Source organism: Streptomyces sp. NPDC086989, assembly GCF_044745505.1.
Lineage (GTDB): Bacteria > Actinomycetota > Actinomycetes > Streptomycetales > Streptomycetaceae > Streptomyces.
Map to the genome: position 1 here is coordinate 509,936 of NZ_JBIVAL010000005.1, position 15,586 is coordinate 525,521.

The following is a 15,586-nucleotide window of genomic DNA, read 5'->3' on the forward strand; positions in this document are numbered from 1 at the left end:
GGGTGGGCCCGTCCGCGGCGCCCGCGGATCACACCCAGCCGGCCCGCCTGGATATCCGTATCGCGTCGATGAGGTTGCGCGCGCCGGTCTTCCGGGTCGCCGCGGCCATGTAGTTGCGTACCGTGCCGCTCGCCAGGTGCAGCGTGCGGGCGATCTCGGCGATCGAATCGCCCTCCGCCGCCCGGGTCAGCACACTGAGTTCCCGCGGGCTCAGCGGCAGCGGATCCGCCTCCATGAACGCCGAGGCCAGGGAGGCGTCGATGAACCGTTCCCCCGCGGCGACCTTGCGGACCGCCCGTACGAGCCGCCCCGGCGAGCCGTCCTTGTCGACGTAGCCGCGCGCCTCGGCCCGGAAGGCCCGGTGCAGCAGCCCCGGCGCGCCGGTGGAGGCGAGCACCAGGACCGTCGACGGGGGCGGGAGCACCTGGTGGTCCGTGCGCTGCCCGGAGGCCAGGACGGCCGTGGTCCCCGGACAGTCGAGGTCGACGACCGTCACGTCCGGTCGTAACGACTCGGCTTGGCGCGCCGCGGTCCTCCAGCCCGCCGACGTGACCTCGAACGGCCCTTCGGATCTCAGCAGGGCGGCCAGCGCCGACCTGACCAGGCTGACGCTGTGCAGGACAAGGACCTTCGTCATCGTGTGCGCTCCTCGTTTGACGTGCCAACGGCCCACGGGTGCCCCCATACAGGGCCGATGGAACGTCACTGCGGGGGGCGTTCAGGGGCGCACGGCCAACTTGGCCGAGATTCCCTCGGAATACGCTTCCGTTCGGCGGGTTACCCCCTTGAGCGGCCGGAACCGCTCTGGCCCACCGCCGCCGACGGGCCGGTCTCAGACCTCACGCCACCGCGCCATCGCCGCGGAGAACACCCCGAAGAGCATCAGCCCGACGGCGACCGCGACGAGGAGCCGCGGCCCCGCCGCGGTTGCGGCGAAAGCCCTCAGGGTGTCGTCGACGCCCTTCGCCTGCGCGGGGTCGTAGCGCACCGCGGCGTACACGACGAACCCGCCGGCCGCCGCGAACACGGCGCCGCGGGCCAGGCCGCCGCTCACCCCGAGGAAGTCGACGGCCCTGCGGCCCCACCGGGGGACCCCGCCCATGGCGAGGTGCCTGCGGAAGCTGCGCCGCGCCGCCTGCACCCCGACGACGACGCCCGCGACGGCGATCCCGAGCCCTGCCGCACCCACCAGCCACCGGCCGGCGGGCAGGTCCAGCGCCCTGGCCGTCACATCGCGGGACTGCTCGTCCCCGGAGTGCCCGCCGCCGCCCGTGGCGAACGACAGGGCGGAGAAGGCGACGACGGCGTAGAAGACCGTCCGGCCCGCCGAGGCCAGCCGCTTCGCGGCCTTGTCCCCGTCCGGGCCGGCCGCGCCGAACACCGCCTCCGACAGGCGCCACAGCATCATGCAGACGAGTCCGAGGCCCACGGCCCAGACGAGGACGTCGCCGAAGGGTTTCTCCACGAGCTCCTGCAGGGCGCCCTGGCGGTCGGCCTCCTCGCCTCCGCCGTCACCGGAGGCCACGCGCAGGGCCAGCATCCCGATCAGCACGTACAGCACTCCGCGCGCGAGCAGGCCGCAGCGGGCCGTGACCTTGCGGAGCCCTCCGCCGCGGGACGCGGTCTGGACGCCCGTGCCCTCGAACCCGCGTACCGTCACGGTCAGACCTCGCCCCGCCAGGCGCCCGTCTCGGCACCGCGCGACTCGATGAACAGCTTGAAGCGCTTGAGATCGCCGGCCACCTGGCGCTTGACGAAGCCGAGTTTGTCGGCGGCCGTCTCGGCCAGGCCGTCGGGCACCCAGTTCATGTGCAGGACGACCTTGGTGGTGGTCGCGTCGATCGGCTGGAAGGTGACCAGGCCGGCCTGGCGCGGCTCCCCGTCCACCGTCATCCACGCGACGCGCTGGTCCGGGAGCTGCTCGGTGATCTGCGCGTCGAACTCGCGCTGCACACCGTTGACGTTCGTCACCCAGTGGGTGAGGGTGTCGGTGCGCTGGTCGATGCGCTCGACCCCCTCCATGAAGGCGGGGAAGTCCTCGAACTGCGTCCACTGGTTGTAGGCCGTGCGCAGCGGCACGTTGACCTCGACATACTCCTCGACGTGTGACATGTGACTCCTTCCGTGTGGTCGGCGGACATGGTCGGCGGAACTTTCACGGCCCGGCTACCCGTACCCGCGCGCGGCATGCGCCGACCGCCGCGGACCCGCGCCCTCCGTTAGCACTGCGTGATCCCGGGTACGCGCGCGGCGACCGGCGCGCACCGCCGGCCGAGGCCGAACGGGAAGGAACAACGGCATGGGACACGCAGGCGACATCATCGCCGAGCTGACCGTCGACCACCGCGAGGTGGACGGGCTGTTCGACAGGATCGAGCACACCACCCCGGCGGGCGAACGGCAGAAGGCGGCCGAACAGCTGACCATCGAGCTGGTGCGGCACTCGGTCGCCGAGGAGGAGCATCTCTACCCGGCGATCCGGGAGCATTTCCCGGACGGCGACCTCATCGCGGACAAGGAACTCGCCGACCACGCGCGCGTCGAGAAGCTGCTGAAGGACCTGGAGGGACTGGACGCCGCGGGGCCGGAGTTCGACCAGCTGATCGCCGTACTGAAGGCGGAGGTCACCGCCCACGTGTACGACGAGGAGCAGAACCTGTTCCCCCGGCTGCGCCAGGCGTGCTCACCGGAGGCCCTGGAGACGCTGGGTGACAGGGTGCGCCGGGCCAAGAGGTTCGCGCCGACCCGCCCGCACCCCGGCGCCCTCCCCTCCTCCCAGCCGCACCACCGGCTGCTGTCCGCCGGCACGGGGCTGGTCGACCGCGCCCGGGACTTCCTCAGCGGACGCGGCGAGTAGGGGCTCCGGCAGCCGACCGCCGCCGCCGGTTCCACCCCTGTCCGCAGGGGCGGGACCGGCGGCTGTCGTGTACGCCACAGGGCGCCCGGCACGCGCCGCGCGGAAGGCCCCCGTGTCGCCCCTCCTCGGCTGGGCATGCGCGGGGAATCCATGCCGTCTACATTCGCCGAGGAGAGCATGAACCACGCCCTTCGCTTGCTGACCGTCCTGGGAGGTTCGATCCTCCTCACCGTCGCGGCCGGATGGGCCGCCGACCTGCTGTTGCGCCGGGCCGACGCCCGCCACCCCGAAACACCCCTGTGGAACTCGCTGCGCCGCTGCCGGCCGGCCCTGCAGATCGTGCTGTTCGCCGCCCTCCTCAGGGGCGCCCACGGGCAGACCGGGTGGCAGCCGCTCCAGGAGCACGAGGCCGCCGTCGGCCGGACGCTCTCGCTGGCGCTGATCGGAGCCGGCGCCTGGCTGATCGTGGGGGTGGCCTCGGCCGCCGTCGAGTCCGGTTACGCCCGTTACGCCGCCGGCACCCGCGATCCGGCCAGGCTCCGCAGGGTCCGTACCCAGGTCACCCTGATCACGCGGGTCCTGACCGCGGTGGTGGCCGTGGTCGCGGCCGCCGCGATGCTCCTCACCTTCCCGAGCTTCCGCGCGCTCGGCACGTCCGTGCTCGCCTCCGCCGGGATCATCGGGATCGTGGCCGGTGTCGCGGCCCAGTCCACCCTGGGAAACCTCTTCGCCGGCTTCCAGATCGCCTTCGGCGACATGGTGCGCATCGGCGACACGGTCGTGGTCGCCGGCGAGTGGGGGGTGGTGGAGGACATCACCCTCACCTTCCTCGCCGTCCGCACGTGGGACGAACGCCGCCTCACCATGCCCGTCTCGTACTTCACCACCCGGCCCTTCGAGAACTGGTCCCGCGGCGGGGTCCAGATGACGGGCACCGTCTTCCTCCACTGCGACCACAGCGCGCCCGTCGACCTCATGCGGGACAAGCTCCAGGAGATCCTGCACGACTGCCCGGAGTGGGACGGCCGCGGCTGGGACCTGGCCGTCACGGAGACCACGCCCTCCACCATCGTGGTGCGGGCCATCGTCACGGCCAAGGACGCCGACGACCTGTGGACCGTGCGCTGCGCCGTACGGGAACGACTGGTCGCCTGGCTCGCGGAGAAGCACACGGAGGCCCTGCCCCGCGTGGTCCTCGCCCCGGCACAGGAGTCCGCCGCCGACTGGGGCGTGACCCTGGACAAGCCGGGCTCGCCGAGCCCCCAGGGCCGGTGACCCCGCCCCGGGCAGCATCGTCGCGGCGCGGGACGGCCCCGCCACCGGGGATCCGCCGCTTCCGACGGTGTGCGGCCCGCGGAGGCGGGCCGCACCGCCCAGGCGCTGCGCGGCGAGCCCCGCCGGTGCCGTGGGGCCGCGGACCTGTTCGGGGGTCAGGTGTGTGTCGGCGTGTTCGAACTCCCTGAGGGGCGCGGCGGCCCCGCCTGGCAGCCCGTGCGGACGAAGGCGTCGCCCGCGACCGCGTCGAGGAGCCGGTTCGCCGGCTCCCGCGTCCTGGCCACGGGGGTGCGCAGCGCCGCCGAGTGGCACCGCGGGCCGCCGCCTGCGCGGGCAGCCCGCGCAGGCGGCGGCCCGCGGCGAGGTCGGGGACCGCTGCGGCGTCGCCGAGCCCGAGGACTCCGGGAAGGCCGGGCAGGCACCGTCAGATCGGGCGGGACCACGAGCCGTCCGTGATCGGTGTCGGCCTCCAGGGCGGCGATAAGCGGGCCGGCGAACACAGCCCCGGCGCGGTGTCCACGAGGTGCCGGCGGATCTGCCCCGGGTCCAGGGGGAGCGCCGGACCGCGTGGCGGGTGAGCCGCTGGAGGGGGGCCGCCGTCCCGGTGCCCGCGTATCCGCCGCCCACGGCGACGAAGACAGCCTCGACGCTCGCTCCGCCCCGTCGCGCAGGTGTCGGCGAGGTCGAGCTGAGCGATGGCGTGGCGCGCAGGTGGGCTGCCTCGGCAAGGGCCTGCATACCGCGGGCGTGCACGGCGAGCGCGGGGATGTCGAAGGAGCGGGTGCTTGCTGCCCGGGGCCAGGCCCAGGTCGGTGGTCGTAGGGCCTGCGGGGTGAGCGCGCCCGTGATCTTCCGTACGGCGCACGCCCTCGCCCGGGTGTCCACGCCGCCGACTCCGCCGGGAACGATGCGGGGTCAGCACCCCGCCGTCCATCTACGGCAGCTGCGGCAGGTACAGCGGGAGGAGGACGGGGTGACGAGGGTGATCTCTGCCTCGGCGCGGCGCGGGGGAGAGGCGCCGCTCCAGGCGGCGCGCCCGCTCCACACCGGCGAAGCCGTCGCCCAACCACCGGGATCCCGACGTGCCACGGCTGTCATGGCGTCGTTCCCTTCCCGGGCCTGCCGGGTCCACCGGCTCCTGCGGGTCCGCCCGGGGGAAAAGGGTTCCTACCGGTGGCGGGCCAGGGTGCGGACGAGGACCAGGAGGGCGAACGCGATGACGAGCAGGTGGACCCAGGCGGGGCCGGGCGCCGGGGTCAGGGCCAGGGAGGTGAGTGCATTCGATGTCATACCCTGCGCCTGCCCCGGCCTCCCGGAATGACGCCCCCCGGCGGGGAAAACGGCGCCGGGGGGCGGTCGGGTCAGCGACCGGTGGGCCTGCCCGAGGTCAGCCGCGACGACTCGATCTCGGCCCAGACGGCCTTGCCGCGCTCGTGGGTGTGGGTACCCCAGCGATCGGACAGGCGCTCCACGATGTAGAGCCCGTGCCCGCCCGGGAGGCCACGCTGCGGGGCCGGGTGGCGGCGCGGCAGCACCGTCGAGCCGTCGAAGACCTCGACCCGCAGGACCTCGCCGGCCGAGACCACGAGCTCGATGCAACCGCCCGCGTGCAGTGCCGCGTTGGTCAGCAGCTCGGACACCAGGAGCAGGGCGTCCTCGGAGGTTTCGGTCCCGTCCCAGCCCCAGTCCAGCAAGGCCTGGCGCGTGAAGTCGCGGCCCTTGGCCACGTGGCCGCGGACGCCGGACAGGGCGAGGCGGCGGCGCTGCACCACGGCGGAAGGTCCGGAACGCAGCGGATCGCCGGTTCCCGGTCCAATGGTTTCCACTGTGGTACCTCACCCCCGCCGTTGACGCTGGTCTCTCTGCTCGCCGGGACCCCTGTGGTCCCATTCGCCCCCCGTAGTCTGGGACATTCGAGCATGCCCGTGACAGTTTAGAGGACCCGCCGGTCTCAAGAGCATGCCATGTGCATCCTCAAAATGAGGCCGCTGCCCGAGGAGCGGATCTCGACCAGGTCGCACAGCTGATGGATCATCCACAGGCCGCGGCCTCCGTCGACCGACGCCAGGGAGGGGCGGCGGCGCCCCGCCAGCGGGTCGGCCAGCCGGCCCCCGTCGCGGATCTCGGCGACGACCCCCGCGCCGGCGCTGCTCCACAGCCGCAGCGAGCCGCTCCCGCCGCCGTGGGCGAGGGAGTTGGCGGCGGCCTCGCTGACCGCCAGGAGCAGATCGCCGCGCCGGGCCGCGCCCAGCGCCGTGCCGCCGGTCCACGCCTCGGTGTACGCGCGCACCTCGCCCAGCTGCCCCACGGTGTAGGCGAACGAGGGCACGTCGCCGTCGGGTTCGGGCAGCGGGCGGTCGCAGTCGGCGCCGACCGATGCCGGGTCGGCGTACTCCGGGCTGAGCGTGCTCTTGCCGTCCGCCATCACGGTGGGATGGGTCCGCCGGGCGTCGGACACCACCGCGGACGGCAGGCCCAGGACGTCGTACGGGCACAGCACCGTGGCCCGCCGCCCCGCGAAGGCGGTGTTGATCAGGGCCTCGTGACGCGTGGCCTCCAGCACCTCGGGCTGCGTGCGCCCGGGCCATATCGGCTCGCCCACGATCCGGGCCGGCCGGTCCGCCTGCCGGTCGGCGAAGTCCTGCAGGGCGGCCAGGATCCGCCCGGGATTGCGGCCAAGCTGCGTCATGTCCGCCCAGGAGACCTCGGCCGCGCCCACGTCGAGGCTCTCACGCAGGGCGTCCATGCGGGGGCCGGGCACGGCCACGAGCACCGGTTCGTCGGCCGCGAGTGCGGCGCGTACGAACCCGCCCACCTCCGCCAGGTACTCCGCCTCACCCTGGTAGAACAGGGCGGGGTGGACGAAGTCCCCAGGGGTGGTGGACGCAGATCCGTTCATCATGCTGCGACCTCCAGCGCGGCACATTCGTCCGGGAACATCTCCACTACCTTGCGGAGCGAGTATGGCGGGTGGTGGAGCAGCAGGCGACGGCCCTGCCCCGCCACGGTGGCGTTGGCCTGCACCAGGGCGGCGACGGCGGAGGCGTCGAGGAAGGCCACACCGGAGAGGTCGAGATGGACGACCGGGCCGGGGATCCGGGTGACGACGCCGAGCGCCGCGGACAGGATCGGCCGCGTGTCGAGGTCGCAGCTGCCGTGCAGCAGGGCACCGGGACGGTCCCGCAGCGGCTGGGCGGTCAGCGGCTGCGGCGCACCCGTCCCGGTGCCCCCGGCGTCCGCGCACCGTACGACGGCGTCCGCCCACACGACGTCGTCGTAGAGCGCCTGTGCGCCCGGGGGCGGTACGGGACCGTCGCTGCGGTGAGCCGGTGTCATGCCGCTGCCTACACCGAGAGCATTCCGGCGCGCAGCCGGGACAGCGTCCGCGACAGCAGGCGCGAGACCTGCATCTGCGAGATGCCCAGCTCGGCGCCGATCTCGGCCTGGGTCTTCTCCTGGCCGAAGCGCATCTGCAGGATCAGCCGGTCGCGTTCGTCCAGCTGCTGCAGCAGCGGTGCCAGTGTGTGGAACTCCTCGAAGAGCTCCATGGCGGGGTCCACGTCACCGAGCCGGTCCGCCAGCGGCCGCGTCGTCCGGCTCGTCGACGTCGCGGGCTCGTCCCCTTCGGTGCCGGCGGTGTCCAGGGAGCCGCTGGTGTAGCCGTTCGCGGCGACCAGCCCGTCGATGACCTCCTCCTCGGTCAGTTCGAGGTGCTGGGCGACCTCTTTGACCGTCGGGGCCCGCCCCAGGACGTCGGTGAGGGCCTCCTGGGCCTTGGCGAGCTCCGTACGCAGTTCCTGGAGGCGGCGCGGTACGTGGACGGCCCACGTGGTGTCGCGGAAGTAGCGCTTGATCTCACCCGTGATGTACGGGAGGGCGAGCGTGGAGAACTCGACCTCGCGGGCGGGGTCGTAGCGGTCGATGGCCTTGATGAGGCCGATGATGCCCACCTGGATGATGTCGTCGATGTCCAGGCCGCCGCCCATCACCCGGGCGCGGAAGCGCCGCGCGGCGAACTGCACGAGCGAGAGGTTCATCTCGATCAGGGTGTTGCGGGCGTACTGGTACTCGCGGGTGCCTTCCTCCAGGGAACGCAGCCTGCTGAAGAAGAGCCTCGACAGCTCGCGAGCGTCGCCGGGTGCCACCTCCCGGGGGTTCCTGACCTCGGGCAGTGCCACGTCCTGCGACGGGGTTCCCACGGTCCTGTCGGCGGGTACCGAGGGCGTGACCTGCTCGTCTGTGACACGAATGGGGCCTGCGGCGGTGGCCGAGCGTGACATGTGGCCGTTCCCTCCCGATTGACTGACGGCTGCCCGGGCGCTCATGCCCCGGCTTTTCCTTCTTACACGATCGGGGCGAAAACTTTTTTGCAGGCGTCCGCCGGGCGGCCGCAACGGCCTGCCGCAGCGGCGTGCCGCGGTCCCGGCGCTTTCGTACCGGCGAGAGGCAGGCATACTCCCTTCCGGAGGCCATACAGGTGACGACCGGGGAGGCGGACATGACCGGAGCAGGGGACACGCACCGTGAAGGTGTGGTCGGGGACGGCCACCCGGCCGGGCCCGGATGGGTGGTGGCCGCGCACGGGGAGCTCGACCAGGACACGCTGGCCCCCCTCGAGGAGGCCCTCGCCGCCGCCGCGGACCGGCACCCGCTGGTGGTGCTGGACGTGGGATCCGTCACCTTCGGGGACTCGTCGTTCCTGAACCTCCTGCTGCGGCTGCACCATCAGACCGCCCTGCGCATCGCCGCCCCCGGCGAGCAGCTCCGCCGCCTCTTCGCCCTGACGGGCGCCGATACGGTGCTGTCCGTGTACCCCAGCGTCGAGGAGGCCGTCGCCGGGTCATGACCGGCGCGGCCCGGCCCGGCCGGCCGGCGGGCCGGTGTGCGGGTCCGCACCGCCGTACGGGCGGAAGCAGGCCGTGATCGCCTTGCCGCCGTGACACGCATGGATGTCCCACGAGTCGGCCAGGGCGGTGACGATCCCCAGCCCCCGGCCGTGGGTGGCGCCGCCGCCCACGTCCGCCCGCGGCGGGCCGGGCAGGTTCGGGTCCGAGTCGGCGACGCTGACGTGCAGACAGCGGCCGTCCCACGTCAGCACGAGGTGGGCGGTGCCGGCCGCGTGCAGGTGGGCGTTGGTGACGAGCTCGGAGACGCTGAGGAGCACCGAATGCACGGTGTCCGCGGCCGAGTCGTCCCACGGCAGCGACTCCAGGTGCCCGGCGGTCCACTGTCGTGCAGCCCGCACCCCCCTCGACACCGGGAACGAGCGGGCCCAGCCCACAGCCTTGATCGACAACGTCCTCACCGCTTTCGTCGGTTGTGTTCTTCGTCACCGGTTCGTCTTACCCGGCTGCCGCTTGTAAACCCGGCGCTTGCGCGTCCGTGTCCGGAAGCGCTGCTTCAGAGTGACTGGTCGTGCCATAGGGTCCATCGGGTCGGCGTTAACCTTCGTCGATCGGTCGCATGGCGAGGGGTTGACGGATGGCTGAGCGGACGAGCCCGGATTCGCCGAGCGGTTCGCCGGAGCCCGCGGCAGGCGACGGGGTCGGTGAACCGGAGCTGCGCAGGCTGCTGGCCGGCCTGACGGCGGTGCGCGACGGCGATTTCCGTACCCGGCTGCCCGACACCTCGGACGGACTGCTCGGTGAGATCGCCACCGTCTTCAACGGGATGGCCGACCAGCTGTCCCTGGTCACCTCCGAAGTGACGCGGGTGGCCCGCGAGGTCGGCACGGAGGGCACCCTGGGCGGCCAGGCCGAGGTAGTACCCGGCGTCGGCGGCGCCTGGCTGGACCTCACGGATTCGGTCAACTTCATGGCCGGAAACCTCACCGACCAGGTGCGCTCCATCGCCCAGGTCGCGACCGCGGTGGCCGAGGGCGACCTCTCGCAGAAGATCACCGTCACTGCGCGCGGGGAGATCCTGGAGCTGACGGAGACCATCAACACGATGGTCGACCAGCTCTCCGCCTTCTCCGGGGAGGTCACGCGGGTGGCCCGCGAGGTCGGCACCGAGGGCCGGCTCGGCGGCCAGGCGGACGTCAAGGGCGTCTCCGGTACGTGGAAGGACCTCACGGAGTCGGTCAACGTCATGGCCGACAACCTGACCGCACAGGTCCGTTCCATCGCCCAGGTCACCACCGCGGTGGCCAAGGGCGACCTGACCCAGAAGATCCGCGTCGATGCGCGGGGCGAGATCCTGGAGCTGAAGGAGACCATCAACACGATGGTCGACCAGCTCTCCGCTTTCGCCGCCGAGGTCACGCGGGTGGCCCGCGAGGTGGGCAGCGAGGGCCGGCTCGGCGGCCAGGCCGAGGTGGAGGGCGTCTCCGGCACCTGGAAGCGGCTGACCCAGAACGTCAACGAACTGGCCGGGAACCTCACCCGCCAGGTCCGGGCCATCGCCGAGGTCGCCAGCGCGGTCGCCGAGGGCGACCTGACCCGCTCGATCACCGTCGACGCCTCCGGCGAGGTCGCCGAACTCAAGGACAACATCAACTCGATGGTCGGTTCGCTGCGCGAGACCACCCGGGCCAACCAGGAACAGGACTGGCTCAAGTCCAGCCTCGCCCGGATCTCCGGTCTGATGCAGGGCCACCGCGACCTCTCCGTCGTCGCCGCCCTCGTCATGGACGAACTGACCCCGCTGGTCGCCGCCCAGTACGGTGCCTTCTACCTCGCCGAGGAGCGGCCCGGAGGCACCGTGCTCACCCTGGTCGGCTCCTACGGCCGCCCCGCCGGCACCGGCGAGGGCACCGCCTTCGCCCTCGGCGAGTCCCTGGTCGGACAGGCGGCCCGCAGCCAGCGCATCATCGCCACGGACCAGGTTCCCGGCGACTACGTGATCTCCTCGGGGCTGGGCCGCACCACCCCGGGCAGCCTGATCATCCTGCCGATCGTGGTGGACGACCAGGTCCTCGGGGTGCTCGAACTCGCCTCGTTCGGCGCCTTCACCGCCGTGCACCGGGACTTCCTCGGCCAGCTGATGGAGACCATCGGCGTCAACGTCAACACGATCGTCGCCAACGCGCGGACCGACGAGCTCCTCGGGGAGTCCCAGCGGCTGACCGGCGAACTGCAGGCGCGATCGGCCGAACTCCAGGTGCAGCAGGAGGAACTCCAGCGCTCCAACGCGGAACTGGAGGAGAAGGCGGCCCTCCTCGCCAGCCAGAACCGCGACATCGAGGCCAAGAACCTGCAGATCGAGCAGGCGCGGCAGGAACTGGAGGACCGCGCCCAGCAGTTGTCGCTGGCCTCCAAGTACAAGTCCGAGTTCCTCGCCAACATGAGCCACGAGCTGCGCACCCCGCTCAACAGCCTCCTGATCCTGGCCCAGCTCCTCGCCCAGAACCCCACCCGCAACCTCACCCCGAAGCAGGTCGAGTACGCGGGGGTCATCCACTCGGCGGGATCCGACCTGCTCCAGCTGATCAACGACATCCTCGACCTGTCGAAGGTCGAGGCCGGGAAGATGGACATCAACCCCGAGGCGGTGGCCCTGCCGCAGCTGCTGGAGTACGTCGACGCCACCTTCCGCCCGATGACCACGCAGAAGAGCCTCGACTTCACCGTCACCACCGCCCCCGACGCCCCGCACGCCCTGCACACCGACGACTCGCGGCTGCGGCAGGTCCTGCGCAACCTGCTCTCCAACGCCGTCAAGTTCACCGAGCGCGGCGGCGTCGAGCTGCGGATCGAACCGGCGACGGCGCCCGAGGTCCCCGCCGGGCTGCACGGGCGCGGGCCCGTGGTGGCCTTCCGGGTCCGCGACACCGGCATCGGCATCCCCGAACAGCAGCTGGCGTCCGTCTTCGGCGCCTTCCAGCAGGCCGACGGCACCACCAGCCGCAAGTACGGCGGCACCGGCCTCGGACTCTCCATCAGCCGTGAGATCGCACAGCTCCTCGGCGGCGCCGTCACCGCGGAGAGCACACCGGGACAGGGCAGCACGTTCACCCTCTACCTGCCCGTCAAGTGGGCGGAGTACGAGAAGGACCCGGTCCCCGACGCTCCGGCGTCCGTTTCGCACGGAGCCGCGGCCGGGCCCGCCGAGGCGGGCTACCCGGGGACCCCGGCCGTGCCCGCGCAGCGCCAGGCCCGCCGCCTGCTGGTGATCGAGGAGCGTCAGGGCGGCCTGCTCTCCCTCGTCGCCGAGAGCGCCGACCGGGACTTCGCGCCCCACCACCGGCCGGCCGGGGACGCGGGAGGCATACAGGTCGTCGGCGTCACGAGCTCCCGGGAAGCCGCCGCCGCCCTCGCGACGGACTCCTTCCACTGCGTCGTCCTCGAACTCGACATGCCCGACGGCGAGGCCGTGCGCTTCCTCGACGCGCTCGACGGCGACCCGGCGCTCTCCTCCCTCCCCATCCTCGCGCACAACAATCCCCGCCTGAACACCGGCCAGGAGAGCGCCCTGCGGGAACGGGCCGCGTCACGCCGCCTGGAGCTGCTGTCCAGTCTGGACGAGCTCCGCGAACGCATCGTGCTGCACCTGTCCGCGGACCAGCCGGGGGACGTACTGCCCTTCGTCCAAGCGGGCGCGGAGCGCGGGCAGACCCCCGCCCACGTGCCCGACGACGGCCTGGCCGGACGCACCGTCCTCGTCGTCGACGACGACGCGCGCAACCTGTACGCCCTCAGCGGCGTGCTGGAACTGCACGGCATCCGCGTGCTCCACGCGGAGGACGGGCGCAAGGGCATCGAGACCCTCAACCGCAACCAGGACGTCGACCTGATCCTGATGGACGTGATGATGCCGGAGCTGGACGGCTACGCGGCGACCACCGAGATCCGGCGGATGCCCGCCCACGCCGGCCTGCCCATCATCGCGGTCACCGCCAAGGCGATGCCCGGAGACCGGGAGAAGAGCCTCGCCGCGGGCGCGAGCGACTACGTGACCAAGCCGGTCGACGCCGACGACCTCATCGCCCGCGTCCGCCACTGGCTCACGAGATGAGCACCTCCCCGCCCAACTGCACGCCGCCCCCGCACTCCCATCCCGGCAAGGAGCCACTCGCACCGTGAGCACCCCCGACACACAGCGGCTCGGCGATGCGCGGGCACCGGAAGCGGTCACCGAGGACCCTCTGCCCCCGGCGATCCCGCAGCAGGCCCCGACGCCCCTGGGCCGGCTCGTCGCCACCGTCGAACGGCTGCGCCGCGAGGTGCAGGCGGCGCACGCCGCCGCGGACGGCAGGGCCCTCGTCGAACTGGCCAAGGGCATTCTGATCGGACAACTCAGCTGCACCCCCGCCGCAGCGGCGCGACAGCTGGACGAACTGTCGCGCGAGACCGGCCTGTCCCCGCTCGACCTGGCCGCGGACATCGTCAACCAGGCCGCCCGCGACCACGTCAGCGAGGTCGCCGCCGAGTTCGTCGAGCGCACCGGCACGCTCGGCCCGGCCAAGCCGTCCACGAGGGTGGCGGTACGGCTGCGGACCGCCGAGAGCGGGATGCTGGCCGCCGCCGACGACACCCAGGCGGTCGCCGAATCCCTCCTGACCAACGCCCTCAAACCCCTGGGCGCGATCGCCGTCGCCGTGTGGACCGCGGCGCCCGACGGCTCCCTGGCCCTCGCCGGGTACGCCGGGTTCCCGCCCGGGGAGGCCGCGCGCTGGCGCCACGTACCCCCGGGCGTCTCCACCGTCGCCCGCCTCGCGCTGCGCGAGCGCCGGCTGGTCACGCTCGCCCGTCTGGGCCGGGAGGGGCTGCCCTCGATCGCCCACCTGCACTGGCCCGACGGCGGACGGATGGCCGTACCCGCCGGGACGGGCGGCCGCATCCACGGGGTCCTGGAGATCTGCTGGCCGCAGCCGCTGGCACCGCAACCCCCGCAGATCGAGCGCCAGGTCGAGGCCCTCGCCGAACTCTGCGCCCGCACCATGGACGCCTCGGCCCCCGCGGATCCCGTCCTCCCCGACGTGCCGCTCCCGGACGTCTCGGAACTGACCGACCTCGCCGAGGGACTGCACGATCCGGCCGTCATCCTCACCCCGGTGCTCGATCCCGAGGGCCGGCTGACCGACTTCCGCATCCGCCACGCCAGCAGCCGCTTCGTCGACCCCGCCGGGCGGCAGCGCGCCGACGTGAACGGCGCCCTGCTGCTGGAGGCCTATCCCATGGCGGCCGGCGCGAACGGGCTGTTCGACATCATCGAGCGCGTCCACGCGACCGGTGAACCCTTCAGGGCCGAACGCATGAGCCTGACCGCGCTCGTCGACGAGATCCCGCTGACGTCCGTCGCGGACATCAGCGTGAGCCGGCACGGCACGGCCGTCCTGCTGATCTGGCGGATCGAGGACGAGACGGCGCGCCTGGCCGACCTGCTCCAGCACGCCCAGCGCCTGGGCCGGATCGGCGGCTTCGAGGAGAACCTCGTCACCGGCGAGATCACCTGGAACGCGCAGCTGTACGCGCTGCACGGACTCCCGCCCGCCGCCCGCCCCGTACCGCTGCGGGACCTGCCCGGATACGCCCACCCCGACGACTCGGCCGCCCTGGGCCGCTTCCTGCGCGCCGTGCTGCACCACCGCCGGCCCGCATCCGTCGACCTGCGCCTGCAGCGGTCCGACGGGATCACCCGCCACATCCGTGTCGTCGCCGAGCCCGTCCTGGGCGCCGACCGGCGCCTGCACGCCGTGCGCGGCGCCTACCAGGACATCTCCGCCCAGCACTGGACCGAAGTCGCCCTGGCCGCCACCCGGGACCAACTCGCCCACACTGCGGCCGAGTCCGCCGAACGCAACCGCCTGACGCTCCAGCTCCAGCACGCCATCATGCCCCCCACCCCGGCGGCCGTCGAAGCCCCCGGCCTGCGCGTCGCCGTCCGCTACCGGCCCGCGGAATCCGAGTCGCTCGTCGGCGGGGACTGGTACGACACGGTGGTCCTGCCCTCCGGGCTGATCATGCTGTCCGTGGGTGACGTCGCCGGACACGGCATCGAGGCCGCCACCGGCATGGTCGTCCTGCGCAACGCCCTGCGGGGGCTCGCCGTCACCGGAGCGGGCCCCGCCCAGCTGCTGTCCTGGCTCAACACGGTCACCCACAACCTGGCGAAGAACGTGACGGCCACCGCCGTCTGCGGGCTCTTCGACCCGCGTACCCGGGTGATGCGGTGGGCGCGCGCCGGCCACCTGCCGCCCGTGCTGGTCCGCGGCGGCGAGCCCGAGGTCTTCCCGCTCATCGAGGGACTGCTCCTCGGAGCCCTGCCGGACATCACGTACGTCGAACGGGAGGTCCAGCTGGAACCGGAGGACACCCTGCTCATGTTCACGGACGGGCTGGTGGAGCGCCGGGACTCCTCGGTGGAGGACTCACTGGGCCACCTCGTGAGCGCGGCGGCCGCCGCGGCCGGAGACCTCGACCGGCAGCTGGACCGCCTGCTCGCCGAGAGCCGCTCCGACACGGACGACGACACCTGCGTCATCGGCATCCGGGTCGGCTGACACCGCCCGCG

General features: G+C 72.9%; 14 protein-coding genes and 1 pseudogene. 5 read left to right on the forward strand and 10 right to left on the reverse strand.

Going from position 1 to position 15,586, the window contains the following annotated elements; genetic code table 11:
* Positions 1-28 precede the first annotated feature (28 nt).
* From ACIPK4_RS15110 to ACIPK4_RS15120, 3 genes are all read right to left on the reverse strand, one after another.
* The gene (locus ACIPK4_RS15110) at positions 29-637 is read right to left on the reverse strand and encodes a response regulator transcription factor (RefSeq protein ID WP_402312820.1); all 609 of its coding nucleotides are present in this window, start codon (positions 635-637) and stop codon (positions 29-31) included.
* A 195-nt stretch (positions 638-832) separates the two neighbouring features.
* Complete coding sequence (locus tag ACIPK4_RS15115; protein WP_402312823.1) at positions 833-1,660, reverse strand: DUF1206 domain-containing protein; 828 nt, start codon at positions 1,658-1,660, stop codon at positions 833-835.
* Between the two features lie 2 nt (positions 1,661-1,662).
* Positions 1,663-2,112, reverse strand: coding sequence for an SRPBCC family protein (locus ACIPK4_RS15120; protein WP_402312826.1), 450 nt, complete (start codon positions 2,110-2,112; stop codon positions 1,663-1,665).
* 187 nt (positions 2,113-2,299) lie between these two features.
* On the opposite strand from ACIPK4_RS15120, the gene ACIPK4_RS15125 reads away from it, so the two are divergent.
* Positions 2,300-2,857: a hemerythrin domain-containing protein gene (locus ACIPK4_RS15125; protein ID WP_402312829.1), complete on the forward strand. Its 558-nt coding sequence runs from the start codon at positions 2,300-2,302 to the stop codon at positions 2,855-2,857.
* A 177-nt stretch (positions 2,858-3,034) separates the two neighbouring features.
* Positions 3,035-4,132 (forward strand): mechanosensitive ion channel family protein, encoded by a 1,098-nt coding sequence (locus tag ACIPK4_RS15130; RefSeq protein WP_402312832.1) that lies wholly within the window; start codon positions 3,035-3,037, stop codon positions 4,130-4,132.
* A 126-nt stretch (positions 4,133-4,258) separates the two neighbouring features.
* On the opposite strand, the pseudogene ACIPK4_RS15135 reads toward ACIPK4_RS15130, so the two are convergent.
* The 6 genes and pseudogenes from ACIPK4_RS15135 to ACIPK4_RS15160 form a co-directional block, all read right to left on the reverse strand.
* Positions 4,259-5,198 (reverse strand): annotated as a pseudogene (locus ACIPK4_RS15135) (NAD(P)/FAD-dependent oxidoreductase); the annotation flags it as partial.
* 101 nt (positions 5,199-5,299) lie between these two features.
* Positions 5,300-5,422, reverse strand: coding sequence for a hypothetical protein (locus tag ACIPK4_RS15140; protein WP_376196630.1), 123 nt, complete (start codon positions 5,420-5,422; stop codon positions 5,300-5,302).
* A 71-nt stretch (positions 5,423-5,493) separates the two neighbouring features.
* The gene (locus ACIPK4_RS15145) at positions 5,494-5,958 is read right to left on the reverse strand and encodes an ATP-binding protein (RefSeq protein ID WP_402312836.1); all 465 of its coding nucleotides are present in this window, start codon (positions 5,956-5,958) and stop codon (positions 5,494-5,496) included.
* A 125-nt stretch (positions 5,959-6,083) separates the two neighbouring features.
* On the reverse strand, positions 6,084-7,034 hold the full coding sequence (locus ACIPK4_RS15150) for an anti-sigma factor RsbA family regulatory protein (protein ID WP_402312837.1): 951 nt from the start codon (positions 7,032-7,034) through the stop codon (positions 6,084-6,086).
* The gene (locus tag ACIPK4_RS15155; protein ID WP_054226219.1) at positions 7,031-7,468 is read right to left on the reverse strand and encodes an STAS domain-containing protein; all 438 of its coding nucleotides are present in this window, start codon (positions 7,466-7,468) and stop codon (positions 7,031-7,033) included. The genes ACIPK4_RS15150 and ACIPK4_RS15155 overlap by 4 nt, the downstream gene beginning before the upstream one ends.
* Before the next feature lie 8 nt (positions 7,469-7,476).
* Positions 7,477-8,412, reverse strand: a complete 936-nt coding sequence (locus ACIPK4_RS15160; protein ID WP_402312839.1) for a SigB/SigF/SigG family RNA polymerase sigma factor — start codon at positions 8,410-8,412, stop codon at positions 7,477-7,479.
* 218 nt (positions 8,413-8,630) lie between these two features.
* Here ACIPK4_RS15160 and ACIPK4_RS15165 point away from each other — a divergent pair, with 218 nt between their 5' ends.
* Positions 8,631-8,978, forward strand: coding sequence for an STAS domain-containing protein (locus tag ACIPK4_RS15165; RefSeq protein ID WP_402312841.1), 348 nt, complete (start codon positions 8,631-8,633; stop codon positions 8,976-8,978).
* Here ACIPK4_RS15165 and ACIPK4_RS15170 read toward each other — a convergent pair.
* Positions 8,973-9,437 carry an ATP-binding protein gene (locus ACIPK4_RS15170; RefSeq protein WP_402312843.1) on the reverse strand — a complete coding sequence of 155 codons (465 nt, stop codon included), beginning with the start codon at positions 9,435-9,437 and terminating at the stop codon, positions 8,973-8,975. The two genes, ACIPK4_RS15165 and ACIPK4_RS15170, sit on opposite strands and share 6 nt — an antisense overlap.
* Before the next feature lie 176 nt (positions 9,438-9,613).
* Between ACIPK4_RS15170 and ACIPK4_RS15175 the strand changes: the two genes are divergently transcribed.
* Both ACIPK4_RS15175 and ACIPK4_RS15180 read left to right on the forward strand, forming a co-directional pair.
* Positions 9,614-13,087 (forward strand): HAMP domain-containing protein, encoded by a 3,474-nt coding sequence (locus tag ACIPK4_RS15175; RefSeq protein WP_402312845.1) that lies wholly within the window; start codon positions 9,614-9,616, stop codon positions 13,085-13,087.
* A 64-nt stretch (positions 13,088-13,151) separates the two neighbouring features.
* Positions 13,152-15,575, forward strand: coding sequence for a SpoIIE family protein phosphatase (locus ACIPK4_RS15180; protein ID WP_402312847.1), 2,424 nt, complete (start codon positions 13,152-13,154; stop codon positions 15,573-15,575).
* Positions 15,576-15,586 lie beyond the last annotated feature (11 nt).